The 19,887-nt window shown below is 44.6% G+C and carries 19 protein-coding genes; all 19 read left to right on the forward strand.

What is annotated here, in order from left to right; genetic code table 11:
- The first annotated feature begins 38 nt into the window (after nucleotides 1-38).
- The 19 genes from MHH56_RS14685 (at nucleotide 39) to MHH56_RS14775 (ending at nucleotide 19,788) form a co-directional block, all read left to right on the forward strand.
- Nucleotides 39-1,307 (forward strand): pitrilysin family protein, encoded by a 1,269-nt coding sequence (locus tag MHH56_RS14685; protein ID WP_339208964.1) that lies wholly within the window; start codon nucleotides 39-41, stop codon nucleotides 1,305-1,307.
- On the forward strand, nucleotides 1,288-1,731 hold the full coding sequence (gene dut / locus MHH56_RS14690; RefSeq protein WP_339208965.1) for a dUTP diphosphatase: 444 nt from the start codon (nucleotides 1,288-1,290) through the stop codon (nucleotides 1,729-1,731). The genes MHH56_RS14685 and dut overlap by 20 nt, the downstream gene beginning before the upstream one ends.
- A 128-nt stretch (nucleotides 1,732-1,859) precedes the next feature.
- The gene (gene dpsA, locus MHH56_RS14695) at nucleotides 1,860-2,759 is read left to right on the forward strand and encodes a dipicolinate synthase subunit DpsA (protein WP_339208966.1); all 900 of its coding nucleotides are present in this window, start codon (nucleotides 1,860-1,862) and stop codon (nucleotides 2,757-2,759) included.
- Nucleotides 2,756-3,346 carry a dipicolinate synthase subunit B gene (locus MHH56_RS14700; protein WP_339208967.1) on the forward strand — a complete coding sequence of 197 codons (591 nt, stop codon included), beginning with the start codon at nucleotides 2,756-2,758 and terminating at the stop codon, nucleotides 3,344-3,346. The genes dpsA and MHH56_RS14700 overlap by 4 nt, the downstream gene beginning before the upstream one ends.
- Before the next feature lie 28 nt (nucleotides 3,347-3,374).
- Nucleotides 3,375-4,409 (forward strand): aspartate-semialdehyde dehydrogenase, encoded by a 1,035-nt coding sequence (gene asd, locus MHH56_RS14705; protein WP_339208968.1) that lies wholly within the window; start codon nucleotides 3,375-3,377, stop codon nucleotides 4,407-4,409.
- 62 nt (nucleotides 4,410-4,471) lie between these two features.
- Nucleotides 4,472-5,686: an aspartate kinase gene (gene dapG, locus MHH56_RS14710; protein WP_339208970.1), complete on the forward strand. Its 1,215-nt coding sequence runs from the start codon at nucleotides 4,472-4,474 to the stop codon at nucleotides 5,684-5,686.
- 25 nt (nucleotides 5,687-5,711) lie between these two features.
- Nucleotides 5,712-6,587 carry a 4-hydroxy-tetrahydrodipicolinate synthase gene (dapA, locus tag MHH56_RS14715; RefSeq protein WP_076269197.1) on the forward strand — a complete coding sequence of 292 codons (876 nt, stop codon included), beginning with the start codon at nucleotides 5,712-5,714 and terminating at the stop codon, nucleotides 6,585-6,587.
- Between the two features lie 433 nt (nucleotides 6,588-7,020).
- Entirely contained in the window at nucleotides 7,021-8,700 is a 1,680-nt protein-coding gene (locus MHH56_RS14720; RefSeq protein ID WP_053375776.1) for a ribonuclease J, read from the forward strand.
- A 198-nt stretch (nucleotides 8,701-8,898) separates the two neighbouring features.
- Entirely contained in the window at nucleotides 8,899-9,654 is a 756-nt protein-coding gene (locus tag MHH56_RS14725) for a ClpP family protease (protein WP_339208971.1), read from the forward strand.
- Nucleotides 9,651-9,863, forward strand: coding sequence for a YlzJ-like family protein (locus tag MHH56_RS14730; RefSeq protein WP_339208972.1), 213 nt, complete (start codon nucleotides 9,651-9,653; stop codon nucleotides 9,861-9,863). Before MHH56_RS14725 ends, MHH56_RS14730 begins: the two co-directional genes overlap by 4 nt.
- Before the next feature lie 81 nt (nucleotides 9,864-9,944).
- Entirely contained in the window at nucleotides 9,945-12,620 is a 2,676-nt protein-coding gene (locus MHH56_RS14735; protein ID WP_339208973.1) for a DNA translocase FtsK, read from the forward strand.
- Between the two features lie 118 nt (nucleotides 12,621-12,738).
- Nucleotides 12,739-13,524: a spore cortex-lytic enzyme gene (gene sleB / locus MHH56_RS14740; protein ID WP_076269200.1), complete on the forward strand. Its 786-nt coding sequence runs from the start codon at nucleotides 12,739-12,741 to the stop codon at nucleotides 13,522-13,524.
- Nucleotides 13,525-13,671: 147 nt separating this feature from the next.
- Entirely contained in the window at nucleotides 13,672-14,946 is a 1,275-nt protein-coding gene (locus MHH56_RS14745; protein ID WP_339208974.1) for a pitrilysin family protein, read from the forward strand.
- A 3-nt stretch (nucleotides 14,947-14,949) separates the two neighbouring features.
- Nucleotides 14,950-16,236, forward strand: coding sequence for a pitrilysin family protein (locus MHH56_RS14750; protein WP_339208975.1), 1,287 nt, complete (start codon nucleotides 14,950-14,952; stop codon nucleotides 16,234-16,236).
- Nucleotides 16,233-16,979 carry a 3-oxoacyl-ACP reductase FabG gene (gene fabG / locus MHH56_RS14755; protein ID WP_076269202.1) on the forward strand — a complete coding sequence of 249 codons (747 nt, stop codon included), beginning with the start codon at nucleotides 16,233-16,235 and terminating at the stop codon, nucleotides 16,977-16,979. The genes MHH56_RS14750 and fabG overlap by 4 nt, the downstream gene beginning before the upstream one ends.
- A gap of 108 nt (nucleotides 16,980-17,087) precedes the next feature.
- The gene (locus tag MHH56_RS14760) at nucleotides 17,088-17,339 is read left to right on the forward strand and encodes a DUF3243 domain-containing protein (RefSeq protein WP_076269203.1); all 252 of its coding nucleotides are present in this window, start codon (nucleotides 17,088-17,090) and stop codon (nucleotides 17,337-17,339) included.
- Between the two features lie 189 nt (nucleotides 17,340-17,528).
- On the forward strand, nucleotides 17,529-18,296 hold the full coding sequence (locus tag MHH56_RS14765; RefSeq protein ID WP_076269204.1) for a DUF3388 domain-containing protein: 768 nt from the start codon (nucleotides 17,529-17,531) through the stop codon (nucleotides 18,294-18,296).
- Nucleotides 18,297-18,314: 18 nt separating this feature from the next.
- Complete coding sequence (locus MHH56_RS14770; protein ID WP_339208977.1) at nucleotides 18,315-19,265, forward strand: RodZ domain-containing protein; 951 nt, start codon at nucleotides 18,315-18,317, stop codon at nucleotides 19,263-19,265.
- 28 nt (nucleotides 19,266-19,293) lie between these two features.
- Entirely contained in the window at nucleotides 19,294-19,788 is a 495-nt protein-coding gene (locus MHH56_RS14775) for a YajQ family cyclic di-GMP-binding protein (RefSeq protein WP_076269206.1), read from the forward strand.
- Nucleotides 19,789-19,887: the final 99 nt, after the last annotated feature.

Genomic DNA, 19,887 nt, shown 5'->3' on the forward strand with positions numbered 1-19,887 from the left:
TGATCATTTTGCTGCACAAAACATGAGGAGGACTACTGATGAACAAATACACACTTAGCAATGGATTGCGTGTTGTCGTTGAATACATACCGACAGTAAGATCAGTATCGTTTGGCATATGGGTCAAAACGGGCTCACGCAATGAGACGCCTGAAAATAACGGCATCTCCCATTTCATTGAACACATGCTGTTCAAAGGCACAGAAAGCCGTACTTCAAAGGACATAGCGGATTTATTCGACGGTATAGGCGGAAATGTCAATGCGTTTACCTCGAAGGAATATACGTGTTATTTTGCCAAGGTGCTTGATGAGCATTTGCCGCTTGCCGTAGACGCTCTCTCGGATATGTTTTTTAATTCCCAATTTGATCCGGAGGAATTGGCGAAGGAAAAAAATGTTATTCTTGAGGAAATCTCGATGTATGAGGATACGCCAGATGATAAGGTGCATGACGAAGCTTCTCGCGCAGCATTCGGTGAACACCCGCTTGCTTATTCGATATTGGGGCTTGAGGATCGTTTGACTGCCATGACCTCCGATACGCTCCGCGGGTATATGAATGATACGTATACACTTGAGAATGTAGTAATCAGCGTTGCGGGCAATGTTGAAGAGCAGAGCTTGCTTGCGTTAATGGAACAATATTTTGGAAGCTTTAAGAATAGCAAGCCAGCCTCATCCATCATTACGCCTCCGACATTTCATGGCGATTATTTGTTTTACAAAAAGAAAACAGAGCAAAACCATCTATGTGTTTCTTTCCCAGGGTGCTCGATAACCGATTCAAATTTGTATGCCATGATTCTTCTTAACAATGCTATAGGGGGCGGAATGAGCTCGAGGCTGTTCCAAGAAATAAGAGAGAAGCGCGGACTCGCGTATTCGGTCTATTCCTATCACACTTCCTATGCGGATACTGGCTTGTTTACTTTATATGCTGGAACGGCGCCTAAGCAAACGAAGGAAGTACTTGATTTAACGATGGAGCAGATGAACGAGCTGTCCGTAAAAGGATTAGGCGAGGATGAACTGCACCGCGGCAAGGAGCAATTGAAGGGCAGCTTGATTTTGAGCTTGGAGAGCACGAGCAGCAGAATGAATCGATTGGGCAAAAACGAGTTGATGCTCGGTCATCATTACACGCTTGATGAGCTGTTGAAGCGTATCGATTCGGTGCAGATGTCAGATGTAGTTGATGTTACGAAGCGTATGTTAGCTGCTCCTTTCTCCGTTGCAATGGTCGGAACGAATGATAAAGCAGCAGCAGAGCTCAGGAGGGATCAATTTGTATCAAGTTCAGTTTAAACGATTAGAAGGAAATGAAGATATAGCCATTCCGAAAAAAATGTCCGAATGGGCAGCTGGCTTTGATCTGCAAGCTTCTGTAGGAGAGCCTGTAGTATTGCAGCCAGGCGAGCGTAAGCTTATTCCTACCGGCTTTGCAATGGCAATGCCCGGGGAGCTGGAGGCGCAAATTAGACCGCGCAGCGGCCTTGCGTATAAGCATGGCATTACTTGCTTGAATTCACCAGGAACGATTGATGCGGACTACCGAGGAGAAGTGAAAGTGCTGCTCGTTAATTTAGGCGATCAGCCGTTTACAATTACGCGCGGGGAAAGAATAGCTCAAATGGTATTCCAACTCGTGCCGGCAGTTACGATTATAGAAGCTGACGAGCTGCCTGACACCGTAAGAGGTGCCGGCGGGTTTGGACATACTGGCGTTTAAGCGAATTGAATTCATAAATTAGTATTAAGAAGATCGGGCAAATGCCCGATCTTTTTTTCTTTTTCACCCCGCTCTGGGCGCAAGCATAAGATGATCTAGAGCTATTAGCAAGAAAGGAGTGAAGCTTAATGCTAACAGGCGTTCAAGTGCTGCTGCTTGGTGGTGATGCAAGGCAGCTGGAGGTAATTAGAAAGCTGACTGAGCTTGATGCAACTGTCACAGTTTCGGGTTTTGACGGCTTGCATTCGTCACTCGACGGAGCGGTACAGGCGGAGTTCGAGGAACAGCTTTTTGAATCCGTCGATGCGTTGTTGTTGCCTGCCGTAGGCACTGATGATCATGGGATCATCCAGAGTGTTTTTAGTGACCGACAAATGCAGCTGGCAGACAGCCATTTTGCAAAGCTGCCAAAACATTGCACAGTATATACAGGGATGGCGAAGCCTTATTTGCGTCAGCTATGCGAGCAGCATTCCCTGTCGCTCGTTGAGCTGTTTGACCGTGATGATGTTGCCATATACAATTCAATTCCGACAGCGGAAGGCGCCTTAATGATGGCCATTCAAAATACGGATATTACGATTCATGGGTCTTCTTCTATGGTGCTTGGTTTCGGTAGAACAGGCTTTACAATGGCACGAACGCTTCAAGGTTTGGGGTCCAAAGTGAAGGTCGGTGTACGGCGTTCAGAGCAGTTCGCAAGAGCGGCAGAGATGGGTTTTGAGCCTTTTTACATCAGTGGTTTATTGCATCATGTGAGCAATATTGACTTGCTTTTTAATACAATTCCGACTATGATAGTCACAGCACAAATTATCGCAAATTTACCTTCGCGAGCCGTCATTATTGACCTCGCATCGAAGCCTGGCGGGACAGATTTCCGCTTCGCTGAGAAGCGTGGCATTAAAGCGATGCTCGCACCCGGACTACCCGGTATCGTCGCACCGAAAACAGCTGGACGTATCATAGCGGATTGCTTATCTCAGTTGATTTTGGACGATACGATTAAGCGGGGGAATGGGATATGAATTGGGCTGGAATTACGGTGGGTTATGCATTGTCAGGCTCACATTGTACGTTTGCTGAAGTTATGCCTGAAATTAAGCGGTTCGTCGATGCGGGGGCCAATGTGGTGCCGATCGTTTCGAATACACTTATGACAACGGACACTAGATTTGGAAAGTCCGAGGATTGGCAAACACAGTTAAAAGCGATTACCGGAAATGAACTTATTTCGACCATTGTGCAGGCGGAGCCACTTGGGCCTTCTAAGCTGCTGGACGTTCTCGTCATAGCACCTTGCACAGGAAATACGACAAGCCGACTTGCAAATGCGATTACGGACAGCGCAGTACTTATGGCTGCAAAAGCCCAAATGCGCAACGGCCGTCCGCTGGTTCTTGCTATTTCGACAAATGATGGACTTGGTTTAAATGCCGCTAACATAGCGAAGCTATTAGTGGCTAAACATATTTATTTTGTACCGTTCGGCCAAGATAACCCGGTGCAGAAGCCTAATTCGCTTGTTGCCAGAATGGATTTGGTCTTGGAAGCATGCGAAGCTGCCCTATCTGGCAAACAGCTGCAGCCTCTGCTTGTCGAACGTCATTCATGACACACGGTTAGAGGGGAGACGACAACAGATGTCGTATCAGAAATTGTTTAACGTTGCAGTTGTTGGTGCAACAGGCGCAGTAGGAGAACAAATACTGAAATTACTTGCTTCCAGAAACTTCCCGATCCGAAAGCTTAAGCTGTTATCGTCTGCTCGCTCAGCCGGCACAAAAATTACATTTAAAGATCAGGAGCTTACGGTTGAAGAAGCAAAACCGGAAAGCTTCGAAGGTATCGACATCGCTTTGTTTAGTGCAGGAGGCGATGTTACTAAAGCATTGGCTCCACATGCGGTTAAACATGGTGCAGTATGTATTGATAACACCAATGCATACCGCATGGACGAAAACACACCGCTTGTCGTTCCTGAGGTAAATATTGAGAAGGTTAGCGAGCATAAGGGCATAATCGCTAATCCGAACTGCTCAACCATTCAAATGGTAGTAGCTCTTAAACCGCTACAAGACCGTTTTGGCATTTCGCGTATTATCGTTTCCACCTATCAAGCGGTTTCTGGTGCTGGAAATCTTGCCATTGATGAGATGCTTCGTCAAACTACAGCTTCACTTCAGGGTGAAGAGGTAAACCCAGCTATTCTTCCAGTAGGAGCACTGCCGGTTAAGCATCAAATTGCATTTAACGCGATTCCGCAAATTGATAAGTTTCAAGAGAATGGTTATACGCTTGAGGAAATGAAAATGGTTCGCGAAACGAAAAAAATTATGGGTGACGAGTCTATCCAGGTTACAGCTACATGCGTGCGAATTCCTGTCGTTTACGGTCACTCGGAATCTCTATATGTTGAGCTCAAAAACGACTACGATTTGGAAGAGGTTAAGCAGCTGCTTGCAGATGCACCGGGCGTTACGCTCGTTGATGATCCTGCTAATCAGCAATACCCGCTTGCGACTGATGCTGCCGGTAAGCCGGATGTTTTTGTTGGTCGCTTGAGACGTGATCTTGGTTCGGATCGCGGACTTAATATGTGGATCGTCTCCGATAACCTGCTCAAAGGAGCAGCATGGAATGCTGTTCAAATCGCTGAACATATCGCAAGAGGTTAATGTATTAAGTAAAAGGTAGTAAAGCTTGCTTCTTCCCTGGATCGATCATGGAGGATTATAATATGCGCATCCTGATTCAAAAATTCGGGGGCACCTCTCTTTCTACCGATCATGCCAGAGAACACGTAATTAGTCATATTACCAGAGAACGCAGCAGTGGCCTTGCTGTAGTCGTAGTCGTATCTGCTATGGGGCGTAAGGGCGATCCTTACGCAACGGATACCTTGCTTCAGGTTATACGTGATAATGGCGACAGGCTGCCAGCGCGTGAGCGAGATATGCTGCTAGGCTGCGGAGAAATTATTTCCGCAGCCGCTTTATGCAGCTTGCTCATTGCGAGCGGCATTCCTTCCGTTGTCCTAACCGGAGGACAGGCGGGCATGATTACTGACGAGCAGTATGGGCAAGCCCGAATCAAAGAGATTCGGCCAGATAAGGTGCTTCATCATTTACGTGAAGGAACCGTTGTAATCGTAACAGGTTTTCAAGGAAGCACTGCATTAGGAGATACGACAACACTTGGCCGCGGCGGAAGCGATACTTCAGCTACAGCATTAGGTGCCGCGCTTCGCGCTGAAATGGTCGATATTTATACGGATGTTAACGGGATTTTAACGGCGGACCCTAGATTAGTCGAGGAGGCGAAACCGCTTCCTGTCGTAAGCTATGCTGAAATATGCAACATGGCAAGACAAGGAGCTAAGGTTATCCATCCTCGTGCCGTTGAGATTGCTCAGCAGGCTCGTATACCGCTCCGAGTTCGTTCTACCTTCTCAAGTGAAACAGGCACATTAGTAACTGATTCAGCTGAGCTTAAGGCTGAGCTGGCGGTTAAGGATCGTCATGTTACAGGAATTGCCCATGCAGCAGGGATTACTCAAATATCTGTAAAGGCTATTGAAGGCCGAAATGATGTGCAGCTGCAAGTGTTTCAATCTATGGCTAAACATCATATTAGTGTTGATTTTATTAATGTAACGCCAAGCGGTGCAGTTTATACCGTATTTGATCATGATGCTAAACGTGCAGTTGATGTACTGAAGGAATGCGGCTTTGCACCTTCAGCTATTAAAGGCTGTGCTAAAGTATCCGTCATCGGCGGTGGTATGAATGGAGAGCCAGGCGTTATGGCGCGTATCGTGGAAGCGCTGACGGAGCAGGGCATTTCAATCATGCAATCGGCTGATTCTAATACAACGATATGGGTGCTCGTTCGTGAAGCGGATATGGTAGAGGCACTTCGTTCTCTGCACGCGAAGTTCGAGCTTCATCGATAGAGCAACTTTTTTGGGAGGAATTCAGATGGAATTTGGAAGACTAATTACCGCAATGGTAACCCCATTTGATGCGGACGGTCATATTGATTGGGAAACGACAGCAAAATTAATTGATTATTTGATTGAGGAGCAGCAAAGCGATAGTCTTGTCGTTTCAGGCACGACTGGCGAATCACCTACGCTCTCCGATGAAGAGAAACTGGAACTGTTCCGATTTGCTGTTAAGCATGCGAATGGTCGTTGCAAAATCATTGCTGGTACGGGCAGCAACAACACAGCCCATTCCATCCATCTGACAAAAGACGCAGAAGCAGCGGGCGTTGATGGCATTTTGCTTGTCGCTCCGTATTATAACCGTCCTAGTCAAGAAGGACTTTATCAGCACTTTAAGGCTATTGCTGAAGCAACAAAATTGCCTATTCTTTTGTATAATGTGGAAGGTCGTACGGGAGTCAACATCTCTGTCGAAACGACGCTTCGCTTAGCACAAATCGACAATGTTGTGGCGACAAAAGATTGTGCTTCAACAGATCAATTAACTCAAATTATTAGTGGTGCTCCTGCAGGATTTAAAGTATACAGCGGGGACGACAGTGCTACACTGCCTGCTTTGGCTATTGGCGCTTACGGAATCGTTAGCGTTGCGGGACATGTCGTTGGCGCGCAAATGAAACAATTAATCGAAGCCTATGTGAACGGAAATGTTCAGGAAGCTGCTCGAATAAATGGTATTTTACATCCAATTTTCAGAGGTTTATTCTATTGTCCTCATCCTGTACCTAATCCTGTGGCCGTGAAATTTGCACTTGGCTTAAAAGGTTTGCCAGTTGGAGGAGTTAGACTTCCGCTTGTTACTGTGACCGAGGCTGAGGCCGCATTCTTACGCAATTTACTGGTGTAAATACACGTAATCGTTGATTGCAGCCGGTGCATCCAGCATCGGTTTTATTTTTTTGGGAAGCATATTGCATAATAGCAATATCGTGTTTCACTTGTATTCCAGCTTTTTCTTCATGTATAATGATTTCAAGTGACTGGGTGCGGCAAATATTTGGAAATGAAATTAACGTCAGAGCGGCATCTGACGATAACAACGCATAGGTAAACAATGTTCGGCATTAATTACCTGTGGATCCGTACAAAATAAATATTGCTTTTCCATATTACGACAATACTTACGAGGCCATTATAGCTTCGCAATAATAATTAGATGCTTACGGAGCCGATCGCTTCGAAATATTTAAGAAAATGCTTACAAAGCTATTTTGCTTCGAAAATTAACCCAATGATTACGAAGCGAATTTCGCTTCGCAAAATTTTAAGGAGGAAAACACTTGTCTAAGAAGAACAACCAGGATAAATTGCTCATTTTTGCACTAGGCGGAGTTGGCGAGATCGGGAAAAACATGTACGTCATCCAATATAACAATGATATCGTTGTAGTTGACTCAGGACTTAAGTTCCCTGAAGAGGACATGCTCGGAATCGATATTGTTATCCCTGACATCTCTTACCTAACGGAAAATCGCGACAAAGTTCGCGGAATTATTATTACACATGGTCACGAGGATCATATTGGCGGTTTGCCTTATGTACTAAAAAGCTTAAATGTGCCATTATATGCAACAAAACTAACACTCGGACTTATCGAAGGAAAATTGAAGGAAGCGGGCTTGCTCGGAGAAACGAAACGTATTCTCATCAATGCAGATAGCGAAATTCAATTGGGCACGATTCGTGCATCCTTCTTCAGAACGAACCACAGTATTCCAGATTCCGTAGGTGTCAGCTTGGATACACCGGAAGGTACTGTCGTTCATACAGGTGACTTTAAATTTGACCATACGCCGGTGAATGAGCAATTTGCTGACTTGCAGCGTATCGCTGAGATTGGCAAGCGCGGCGTTTTGGCGCTATTGTCAGACAGTACAAATGCAGAACGTCCAGGGTACACGCCATCTGAAGCACAAGTTGGCGACAATCTAGAGGATATTTTCCGCAAATCGTCACAGCGCGTTGTCGTAGCAACTTTTGCTTCCAACGTACACCGGATTCAACAAATTATAAATGCTGCTATTGCAACAAAACGTAAGATTGCGGTTGTTGGCCGCAGTATGGTTAACGTTGTAGGTATTGCTTCTGATCTTGGCTACTTGAATATTCCAGAGGGAATGATTATTGAGCCGGAAGAAGTAAACAAATTAGCTGCTGATCGTGTTGTTATTTTGTGTACAGGCAGTCAAGGCGAGCCGATGTCGGCGCTTACTCGCATGGCACGTTCGACACATCGCAAAGTTGATATTTTACCAGGCGACACCGTCATTATTGCGGCAACACCAATACCGGGCAACGAAAGATATGTTGGTCGTACTGTTGATGAATTATTCCGCCTTGGTGCAAATGTTATTTACGGAAATGGTTCCGTTTCAGGTGTTCACGTATCTGGTCACGGCAGCCAAGAAGAACTTAAGCTTATGCTTAACTTGATTAAGCCAAAATACTTCATTCCTATCCACGGTGAATATCGTATGCTTCGTCAGCATGCGAAGCTTGGAGAAGCAATCGGGATTGAACGCGAGAACATCTTCGTTATTGATAACGGTGATACAGTTGAGTTCCAGAACGGCAGCGGCCGCAAAGGCTCGAAAGTACAAGCAGGAAATGTATTGATTGATGGATTGGGCGTAGGCGATGTTGGTAACATTGTATTGCGTGACCGCAAGCTTTTGTCGCAAGATGGCATTTTGGTCGTTGTTGTTACATTAAGCAAGCAAGATGGCGCGATCTTGTCTGGTCCAGATATTATTTCTCGCGGTTTCGTTTATGTTCGTGAATCCGAAGGTCTTCTTGATGAAGCCAATCGCATCGTAACATCGACGCTTACACGTTTGATGAATGATAAAGTAAATGAATGGGCATCGCTCAAAACGAATGTGAAGGATGCGCTTGGTCGTTTCTTGTACGAGCAGACTCGTCGTCGTCCAATGATTTTGCCAATCATTATGGAAGTTTAACATATAAATAATTAATGAAAAGAATCGCTTGTCCTATCCGCAATTGCCGCGGCGGACACAAGCGATTCTTTTTTTATGTAAGAACAGAAGACTTTTCTGCTTGGTTTGTCAAATCAAGAGATCTAGACTGTATTTTGTATAAATTTTTGACCAGACCTCATACTATGACGAGCATCATCATAAGAGGGGGATATTTAAATGAATGGTCACACAAACATGCAGTTTACTTCAGAGCAGCCTGAACAACCTATTCCAGACGATAAAAAAAAGGCGAATGCTGTTGTCGAAACGATTCAGCAGCTTGGTCAGACAGCGGCTCCTGCATTAACGGAATCCAATATCTTTTGTATGACCATCATTGGGCAAGTGGAGGGACATCTCGTTTTGCCTCCGCAAAATAAAACGACTAAATATGAGCATCTTATTCCACAACTCGTAGCAGCTGAACAAAATCATAAAATTGAAGGTGTGTTTATCGTTCTGAATACAGTAGGCGGCGATGTCGAGGCAGGACTCGCAATAGCTGAAATGATTTCATCACTCAGCAAGCCAACAGTAACGCTCGTGCTTGGCGGAGGACATTCCATAGGTGTTCCGATTGCCGTAGCTGGCGATATGTCGTTTATTGCAGAGACAGCAACGATGACGATACATCCCATTCGTCTAAACGGTTTAGTAATCGGTGTACCACAAACCTTTGAATATTTGGATAAAATGCAGGAGCGCGTCGTACGTTTTGTAACCTCGCACTCGAACGTGACGGAACATACATTTAAAGAGCTTATGTTCAAGACGGGGGAGCTTACACGGGATATAGGAACTACGGTTATTGGGTCTGATGCAGTCAAGCATGGTCTGATTGATGCCGTTGGCGGCTTGGGTGAGGCGTTAAAGGAATTAAACCGAAGAATTGAGGCCTCCAAGCTCGGCAGAATTGAGGTGAATATCCAATGACACTTTATACGAATATGCCTCTTGAGGTTGTTCTGGAGGGCTTCAATGACGAAATGGAGCAATCGCAAGAGGTATGGTCAAATGGTGTAAAGATGCAGGTGACTCCCATCGCACCGGGAATGGGGAAAATTATTCGTTTAATAGATTGCAGCCTCGACGACTATCTCAATCCAAATTTAATGCCGGGCACGATTGTGAATTATAAATAATGAACAAACAAATGTTCGTGCAAATGTCTCATAGGAACATTTGCCCACCTATGGTATAATCTTTTACCAGAGGTGACGGATTTGGCAAAGAAAAAGAGACGAAAAAAATCAATTGGCACAAACTTAAAATATGAAGTATATGGAATTTTGCTTATTACAATATCAATTATTGCCCTCTCTGGAGAGGCGGCTGTCGGGCGCTCGTTATCCAAGCTATTTGGGCTTGTGCTCGGCAAGTTTTATTTTGTATTAGCACTAATTGGGATTGTCATTGGACTTGCAGTCATGATCAAACGCACTTGGCCTAAAGGATGGACGAACAAGCGAACAGGCTTGTTTATTATGGTACTTGCGTTTACACTTATGAGCTCCATATCTGAAATTGATCAAAAGCTGAGCCCTACGGCTGATTTGACAGGGTCTTTGATTTTTAAGCAGCTTAGCAGTGATTTGCAATTATCTTTAATAAGTGTACCAGCCGAAAATGATTTACCGATCAGAGACAAAGAAATAAGTGGTGGTTTTGTAGGCGCTATTCAATATTCATTATTTTTCTCTTTGTTCGGGTATTATGGCGCGAAGCTTATTATGTTTGTTATGTTCGCGATCTCTATCATGCTTATGACAGGTAAGTCGTATGTGGAGTTAGGGCGATTGGTTACGACCCGTGGCAATCGTATGTTCAAGCTGCTTGCAGCTAAATGGGAGAAGCGAGCTTCCCTGCGTGCTGCCGCAGCAGCACAAGCGAGTGCCAATGTTGGACAGGCTGATTTCGATGATGATGATGAAACAATTGATGACGATCATGAAAGTTATGTTGCTGCTCCTCCTAAGAAGAAGAAAAGAAGATCCTTGTTTTTCTCTTGGAGACAGGATCAAGATGAGGAAGAGTCTGATATATCCAGTCATCCACAGGATGAATGGGTGTTCGAGCCAAATGGAACGGATACGCTTGCAAGCGCGAAGCCTGCCTGGCAAAATGATATCGAACCGCCTTGGGAGAAATCCGGCGCTGATTTACATACAGAATTGAATCCAGATATTCATGAGCATGACAGCACGCCGCCATGGGAAAATGCTGGTGATGGTCTTATAATCGACCATGAGCCGCTTGTGCCTAATCATGATGAAGCATGGGACCAAACGAATCCTATTCAGGAATTAGCTAATTCAGATCTGCTTAACGATACTCTGGAAGAGGCTGAGGATGATACAGATTTATTGGAGCCTGAAATAATCGCGGCTGGTGCTAATTCTTCAGAAGCGCTTGTGTATGAGGAAGATACGGAGCAACCGATTCCGAAACGTCCTATTGCCGAAGCAAACGCACCTAAGCCTTACCTGCTGCCGCCTTTTACGCTGCTTACTAAACCGAATTTAATGAGTAAAAATGCAGATGCATCCGACATGTACGACTCTCGCCGAAAGCTGGAAGCAACGCTGGAAAGCTTTGGCGTACGTGCTAAGGTACTGGATGTTGTTCGCGGTCCAGCAGTAACTCGTTATGAAGTTCAGCCGGCAACGGGCGTTAAAGTAAGCCGAATTGTTGGTTTAACGGATGATATTGCTCTTGCGTTAGCGGCTAAGGATATCCGTATGGAGGCACCGATTCCGGGGAAATCAGCTATAGGGATAGAAGTACCAAATATGGAGGTTTCCGTCGTAACAATGCGAGAGGTAATGGAAACCACTGCGTTTCAAAATGCTGCGTCCAAATTGTCTATCGCGTTCGGCCGAGATATATCGGGACAGACGATTGTAGGCAACTTAGCCAAAATGCCCCATTTGCTTGTAGCAGGTGCTACAGGTTCCGGTAAATCCGTTTGTATTAACGGCATTATTACGAGTATTTTGTATAAGGCTGCGCCAGACGAGGTTAAATTTCTTATGATTGACCCAAAAATGGTTGAGCTGAACGTATACAATGGGATTCCGCATTTGCTCGCTCCTGTTGTTACGAATCCAAAGCGTGCTTCTCTGGCTCTAAAGAAAATTGTTGTTGAGATGGAAAGCCGCTATGAGCTTTTCTCCAAATCCGCAACTCGCAATATCGAAGGCTACAACAATTTAATGGCCGATAACCCTGCAGCTGTTCTACCTTATATCGTTGTTATTGTGGACGAGCTTGCTGACTTGATGATGGTTGCTGCAAACGATGTAGAGGACTCCATTGCAAGGCTTGCTCAAATGGCGCGTGCAGCTGGTATTCATCTTATCATTGCAACGCAGCGGCCATCAGTCGATGTCATTACGGGCGTTATTAAAGCGAACATTCCATCCCGTATTGCTTTTGGTGTATCTTCTCAGGTAGACTCTCGGACCATTCTTGATATGGTAGGAGCGGAAAAGCTGCTTGGTCGCGGTGATATGCTTTTCTTGCCGGTTGGGATGTCAAAGCCGATCAGGGTGCAAGGGGCCTTTTTATCCGATCAAGAAGTAGAATCATTAGTAAACTACGCACGCGGTCAAGCCGAAGCGCAGTATAAAGAGGATCTTGTACCGGAAGTTGAGGAGGAATCAACGGATGGGAACGAAATGCTGGATGAGCTTTATGATCAGGCCGTACAAGTGATATTGGAAGCGAAGCAGGCATCGGTTTCCTTGCTGCAGCGGCGGATGAGAATTGGCTATACTAGAGCGGCAAGATTGATTGACCAAATGGAGGCTCGCTCTATTGTTGGTCCTTATGAAGGCAGTAAGCCGCGGGAAGTGCTAATTACACTCGATCAATTTCAAGCTGGAAGAGCTAGCTCATAATTTCCGAAGTTTGCAGAAAACGGAACGAAGTGCATAGAAGTGGGATCAACTTCTCATACTAAAGTTAGGTAACGCTACCTTAAGCGAACTAACTTGCAAGAGAAAGGCAGATCCCATCATGAGAAATCGTTTGATTTTGGTGACCTCGATTATCGTGCTGTTGTTGTTCGGTTCCTTTTCGTTACTGAGTGGAAAGCATGACGGAGTAAAGGAAACGTTCAGCAACGCCACCTTAACGGTAGGCTCAACTGGACAAGACGTAAAAGAATTGCAAGGACGGCTAAAGCACCTCGGTTATTTTAAAGGTGATATAGACGGTAAGTTTGGATCGAGCACAAAAAATGCGGTCACTTGGTTTCAATGGAAGTTTGGGCTTAAATCGGACGGTATTGTCGGTGCCAAAACAAAGCTGAAGCTTTGGGAAGCAACAAAAAAATGGACGCCATCAGCAGCAGCCCCGCCTGCTTCCGGTTCTAATTCTGGCGGTAAAGAAGATGCTGGTTCTTCCGGCAATAAGGCACCCATTGGAGGTTCCAACCGATTAGGCTTGTCGGAAAATGACATACAGATTATGGCTAATGCCGTATACGGTGAAGCAAGAGGCGAGCCGTATGAAGGTCAAATCGCAGTTGCTGCGGTTATTATTAACCGTATGAAGTCTCAAAGTTTCCCTAACACGATTTATGGTGTCATCTTCCAGCCTGGTGCCTTTACAGCGGTTGCTGACGGGCAAATTTGGCTTACGCCTAATGCGAAAGCGCGCGAGGCAGTAATGGATGCCATTAACGGCCAAGATCCTTCCGGCGGTTGTCTTTATTATTTCAATCCAGAAACAGCAACCTCAAAATGGATCTGGACAAGAACACAAATTAAAACAATCGGCAAGCATATATTCTGTATGTAACTATAAGCCATTCTCGAAAGGAAGCAGCCGTTACTGCCTAGTGCAGCAGTGGTTGCTTCTTCCATTTCCTATAGGTTAGAATGGTATAGTGATTTGTTTAATGGAATAGATTTACTCTATAACGCGCCGTTGAAAGGAGCAAACCGAGTGTCCACATTTGAAAGAGGGCAGCTGCAGCGCATTCGTCTGCATGTATTGCCTACAAAACGATTCAAAACGTTTGCCATTTCGTTATTTGCGGGACTTTCACTTGAAGAAGCAACAGTAACACCGGTTGCTCTTATTCCGTTTGTACTGAGAAGAGGCACGGCGAAATTACCAGAAACGATTACTTTTCGTGAGAAGCTTGACGATTTATATGGCGCAGGCTTTGGGTTTGATGTATATAAAAGAGGCGACTCTCAGATTGTCCAATTTCGAATGGATGTCATAAATGATGAGTTTGTTTCATCCGATACTCCACTTCTTGCAGAATCGCTGCAATTTCTAGGTGATGTAATAACAGATCCGCTCATAGATCAGAATGGTTTCCATCAGAAGTATGTAGATGCCGAAAAAACGACCCTCAAAAAACGTTTAGAGGCGATCGTAAATGATAAAATTCGATACGCCGCTGAGCGCTGCTTGGAAGAAATGTGCGCGGATGAGCCTTATCGTTTGCATCCACTAGGCAAGCTTGCTGAAATCGAATCCATTACCTCATCGTCACTATATGAATCCTATTTGCAGTGGCTGGATAATGCTGCGCTTGACTTGTATGTCGTTGGAGATACGACGCTTGAGGAAGTAACGAAGCTTGTGTCGAGCGCCTTCAAGTTGAAGGATGGTTCACCATCTGCTTATTCCACTCCTAATATCCACCACCCTGTTAAGGAAGTGAAACAGGTTACAGAACGGATGGAGGTCAGTCAAGGCAAGCTGAATTTAGGGCTTCGTACGGGAGTCGGGTATGTTGATGATGCTTATCCAGCTGCATTAATGTACAACGGCATCTTGGGCGGATACCCTCATTCTAAGCTTTTCTTGAATGTGCGCGAGAAAGAGAGCTTGGCTTATTATGCTGCATCCCGTCTTGATGGACATAAAGGGCTATGCACAATTCAATCCGGAATTGAGTTTGCAAATTACGAGCGAGCAGTTGTGATTATTAAAGAGCAGCTTGAAAGCATGCGTCAAGGAAAGCTCTCGGAGCTTGAGATGAATCAAACCAAGGCGATGATATCCAATCACCTCCGTGAGCTTCAAGACTCAGCGTATGAGATGATCGCTTATGATTTTAATGGCGTGTTAACGGGTAAAGATCGAAGTGCAGAGCAGCTGCTTGAGCAGGTTCAAGCGGTAACAGCTGAGGATATCGTTAAGGTTGCAGAGCAAGTACAGCTCGATACGATTTACTTTTTGCGCGATCGAAAGGAGGCATAAAAGGTGCAAACCCTAAATTATCCAAATGTTCAGGAAACCTTGTATCGTGAAGTGCTTGATAATGGACTTGAAGTTATCGTGCTTCCGAAGGAAGGCTTTCATAAAACGTACGCGACATTTTCTACAAAATACGGTTCTGTTGACAACCATTTTTCAGTTGGCAGCCAGCCGCCTGTAAAAGTGCCGGACGGTATTGCACATTTCTTGGAACATAAAATGTTTGAAGAGCCTACAGGCGATATTTTCGCAGTATTTGCCTCTCAAGGTGCATCGGCTAATGCCTTTACAAGCTTTGACCGAACCGTATACTTGTTTTCGGCTACGGAGCAAATTAACGCGAATTTAGAGACGCTTATCAATTTTGTTCAGAATCCTTATTTTACGGATACAAATGTGGAGAAGGAAAAAGGGATCATTGAGCAAGAAATCAATATGTACCGCGACAATCCGGATTGGAGAGTCTATTTTGGATTGATTGATGCGCTTTATCATGAGCATCCTGTTCATATTGATATCGCCGGCACTGTCGAGTCCATCAGGCAAATAGATAAGGAAACGCTATATCGCTGCTATGAAACGTTTTATCACCCATCAAATATGTTGTTGTTTGTTGTTGGCGGAGTGAAGGCGGAGGAAGTATTCCAGCTTGTCCGCGACAATCAAAATAGCAAGTCGTTTGAACCTCAAGGACCGATTGAACGTTATTTCGAGAAAGAGCCGGAAACAGTGAAAATTGCGCGTAAGGTAACGGAGCTTCCTGTATCATTGCCTAAATGCATGCTGGGCTTCAAAGAAAAGCAGACAGGTCTTGAAGGGGAAGCGCTTCTTCGTCAAGAAGTAACGACTAAGCTGATGTTGGATGCTTTAATTGGGCCTAGCTCTAAGCTTTATCAGCAGCTGTATGAAAATGATCTGATCTCTGATTCATTTGGAAGCGAGTATAATTCGAGTACGGGTTATGCTTTCTCCGTTATCGGCGGAGATACTCCAAATCCTGATGAGCTTATTAAGCAAATCCGAACGGCGGTTGAAGCCGTTTTGGTAAGCGGTATTGAGCCTACTGCGTTTGAAAGATCCAAACGTAAAAAAATCGGTGGATATTTGCGTATGCTTAACTCCCCAGAAGCAATTGCCGGTGAATTTACAAGATATCGATTCCGTGACAGCGACATGTTCGACGTCCTCGATTTCTATGAGAAATGTACACTTGAACAAGTGAATGAACGGCTCCGCGAGCATTTTGATTTCGATCAGCTTGCAGTATCCATTGTGGAACAGCCTTCAAAATGAAGACGCTCCAACAGATGACGGTTCTTATTACGGGGGGAAGCCGCGGCATCGGAGCAGCTATTGCTAAACGATTTGCAGCGGAAGGCGTAAATATCGTTATCCATTACTTGCAATCTCATGAAACAGCAAATGAAACGGCACGAATGTGTATGGCTCTTGGTGCGAATGTGTTAACCATTTCTGCTGATCTGCGCTCTAAGGAGCAGCTGGAGCGGATGCGGGAGAAGCTGGAGAGCCATAATATGCTTCCCGATATATTGGTTAATAATGGAGGAATTTCACATTATGGCATGTTAATGGATGTGACAGAGGAAGAATGGGATGATGTGATGGCGGTTAACCTAAAAGGAATGTTCCTTTGTTCGCAGCTATTTATGCCGAATATGATTGCACAGCGCTTTGGCCGCATCATAAATGTTTCTTCTATTTGGGGAATGTCAGGAGCTTCGTGTGAGGTTCTCTATTCCACGACGAAGGGTGGCATGAACGCCTTTACTAAGGCGCTGGCGAAAGAGCTGGCGCCGACAGGCGTTACTGTCAATGCGGTTGCTCCTGGTGCAGTTGAGACAGAAATGATGGATGGATTCAATGCAGAGGAAAAGGCAGCTATTCAGCAGGAAATTCCGGTTGGACGTTTTGGCTCAACAGATGAAATTGCCTCACTTGTATATTTTCTTGCACTGCCGGAATCTTCCTATATTACGGGCCAAGTCATTAGTCCGAATGGCGGATGGCATACGTAGTCGGTGGCTGCTACTTCTTGGGACAAGCTTGTTGCATAATTAGAACAGTGTTTACGCATCATATGACTGTTGATGATTTTTTTCTATACCCTTAGGAGGCGAAGAAACATGTCAACCGTACTTTCTAATTTTGCAACATGGAAGCAATTTTTGGCAGAGCGTGTATCGCAAGCCAAAAAAATCGGCATGACGGAAGAAACGATTTCAAGCTTAGCTTATGAAATCGGTACTTTTCTCGACGAGAAGGTCGATCCGAAAAATGAGGAAGAACGCGTATTGAAGCAGCTATGGGACGCTGGCGATGAAGCAGAACGCAAAACACTTGCATGCTTAATGGTCAAGCTCGTTCAGGAGTCTTAGCAGCAATCGTACGAAATCGTCATCTTCCTTAACAGAAGCAGAAGCAGAAGAGCCTCCTCTAGGAGGCTTTTCTGCAATGTTTCTTTTTGGGTTGCAGGATTGTGACGAAACTTGTAGAATTATGTTTCATGATGTATGTAATCTTCTTTTACATACTTCTACAAGAACAGGTTTAGGACGGTGACCGCATTGGAATCGAAACAATGGTACATGGAATACAAAATACATAAAAACCGCCCGGGATTACTTGGAGATATCGCCTCATTGCTCGGTATGCTTGAGGTTAATATTATGACAATTAACGGTGTGGAAGATAGAACAAGGGGCATGCTGCTTCAAACTGACGATGATGAGAAGATTGAGTTGCTTGGCAAAATGCTGCAAAAAGTAGATAATATTACTGTTAACAAACTGAGAACGCCTACAATTGTAGATATTTTGGCAGTGCGACATGGACGCTACATTGAGCGTGACTCTGATGATCGCAAGACGTTTCGTTTTACACGCGATGAGTTGGGCATTTTGGTCGATTTTTTGGGTGAAGTGTTTAAACGAGACGGCAATCAGGTTATAGGAGTAAGAGGGATGCCGCGAGTTGGGAAGACGGAATCCATTATTGCAGGAAGCGTATGCTCGAACAAACGATGGTCCTTTGTGTCCTCCACCTTATTGCGCCAGACGGTTAGAAGCCAGATGTCAGAGGACGAAATGCAGCCAAATACGATTTTTATCATTGATGGCATCGTCAGTACGATTCGTTCAAATGAAAAGCATTACAGCTTGCTTCAGGAAATTATGGCTATGCCATCAACTAAAGTAATTGAGCATCCGGACATATTTATTAAGGAATCCAATTACGATTACAGCCATTTTGATATTATTGTTGAATTACGGAACAACCCAGATGAAGAAATTTCTTATGAGTCCTTTACAACTAACTATACAGACGATTTCTAATCGGAAGGAGGCCGTCTCATGTCTGACTTAGGAGAATTGCTTCGCAAGGCGAGAGAGCAACGTGGATTAACGCTTGATGATATTCAAGAAACGACAAAAATTAGAAAACGGTATTTGGAAGCGATTGAAAGTGGAGACCACACGGTTTTGCCTGGTCCTTTTTATGTACGAGCATTTGTGAAAAATTACTCAGAAGCTGTTGGGCTTGATCCGGACGAAGTGCTTCGTTTGTATCAGCATGAGGTGCCTGCAGCGCCGGTAGAACAAATATCTGAGCCGATTGTATCAAGATCACCAAGACGTGTGCAGTCCCAGTCTTCAGAAAGACTAGGGAAAATCGGCTTCAATGTGATGATGTGGTCGTTTCTTATTTTAATTGTTGTCGTCATCTGGGTGTATGTTATTAATAATGACACAGGTGGTGCCAAACAAACCGACAACAATACCAATATCACGGAAGTTTCAAAACCTCCAGCTACGAACGAGGGAGGAACCGCGGGCGGAAACGAAAACACGCCAACCGACAATCCAACACCGCCAACACCAACACAAGCACCAACAACGGTTACTTTCGGAAGCAAAGTAGGCAAAGCGGATCAATATGATATCGGTCCTGTTGGCGTTGCCCATAAGGTTGAAGTTAAAGTGAGCGGCGGCAGAAGCTGGTTAGAGGTACGTTCAGACAGCAATCAAGGCGAGAAGCTTTATTCTGCGAATGCTGAGGACGGTAGTGTAGAATCATTTGAACTTACGGGTCCGCTTTATATCAATGTTGGTAGAGCAGATTTGACGGAAATTAAGGTTGATGGCGTTATTGTTCCTGACGGGGACAGAGCAGGCTCGAAGAAGCTGCTGCTTAAACCTCTAATTGACGAAAACGCTGCAACAGGTGGAAATACTGATACTGGAACTGAATCTGGCACTAACACAGGTACAGGTACGGAAACGAATCAAACGAAAACGGAATAATGATTACCGTAACAAAGGAGAGATTGAATTGGCATCAGAAAATGCATTTGATATTGTATCCAAGGTGGATATGCAAGAATTAGCCAATGCGATTAAGCAGGCGGAGCGGGAAATTGAAACACGCTTTGATTTCAAAGGCAGCAAGAGTTCCATTGCACTTGAGAAGGAAGATCTTGTTGTTGCTTCAGAGGATGAGTATAAGCTTAAGAGTGTGCTGGACATTTTATTATCCAAAATGGTAAAACGCGGAGTTCCAATTAAAAATATGGACTACGGAAAAATTGAAGGTGCTTCCGGCAATACGGTTCGTCAGCGCATTAAGCTAAGACAGGGTATTGAGCAGGATGTTTCAAAAAAAATTAATATACTTATCCGCGATTCAAAGCTGAAGGTAAAAAGCTTGATTCAAGGCGACCAACTGCGCGTTTCTGGAAAAAGCTTAGATGATTTGCAAGCTGTTATGAAGCTGCTTAGGGAAGCTGATTTGCCTGTAGAGCTTCAATTTACTAATTATCGTTCCTAACAAGCAAAAACACCTTCAGCGTCCTCTGGATGCCGAAGCAGCTTTGACGAAGAAATATAAGATGAGTAGGTGCAAAATATATACTTTCTTATATTTAAA

The sequence above is a fragment of the Paenibacillus sp. FSL K6-3182 genome, from assembly GCF_037976325.1.
Classification (GTDB): Bacteria; Bacillota; Bacilli; order Paenibacillales; family Paenibacillaceae; genus Pristimantibacillus.

Excerpts from the sequence above, each read along its gene's own strand:
- dpsA (WP_339208966.1), top strand. The coding sequence starts at position 1,860 with ATGCTAACAGGCGTTCAAGTGCTGCTGCTTGGTGGTGATGCAAGGCAG.
- sleB (WP_076269200.1), top strand. The coding sequence starts at position 12,739 with ATGAGAAATCGTTTGATTTTGGTGACCTCGATTATCGTGCTGTTGTTG.
- MHH56_RS14760 (WP_076269203.1), top strand. The coding sequence starts at position 17,088 with ATGTCAACCGTACTTTCTAATTTTGCAACATGGAAGCAATTTTTGGCA.
- asd (WP_339208968.1), top strand. The coding sequence starts at position 3,375 with ATGTCGTATCAGAAATTGTTTAACGTTGCAGTTGTTGGTGCAACAGGC.
- MHH56_RS14725 (WP_339208971.1), top strand. The coding sequence starts at position 8,899 with ATGAATGGTCACACAAACATGCAGTTTACTTCAGAGCAGCCTGAACAA.
- dapA (WP_076269197.1), top strand. The coding sequence starts at position 5,712 with ATGGAATTTGGAAGACTAATTACCGCAATGGTAACCCCATTTGATGCG.
- fabG (WP_076269202.1), top strand. The coding sequence starts at position 16,233 with ATGAAGACGCTCCAACAGATGACGGTTCTTATTACGGGGGGAAGCCGC.
- dapG (WP_339208970.1), top strand. The coding sequence starts at position 4,472 with ATGCGCATCCTGATTCAAAAATTCGGGGGCACCTCTCTTTCTACCGAT.
- MHH56_RS14700 (WP_339208967.1), top strand. The coding sequence starts at position 2,756 with ATGAATTGGGCTGGAATTACGGTGGGTTATGCATTGTCAGGCTCACAT.
- MHH56_RS14770 (WP_339208977.1), top strand. The coding sequence starts at position 18,315 with ATGTCTGACTTAGGAGAATTGCTTCGCAAGGCGAGAGAGCAACGTGGA.
- MHH56_RS14685 (WP_339208964.1), top strand. The coding sequence starts at position 39 with ATGAACAAATACACACTTAGCAATGGATTGCGTGTTGTCGTTGAATAC.
- MHH56_RS14730 (WP_339208972.1), top strand. The coding sequence starts at position 9,651 with ATGACACTTTATACGAATATGCCTCTTGAGGTTGTTCTGGAGGGCTTC.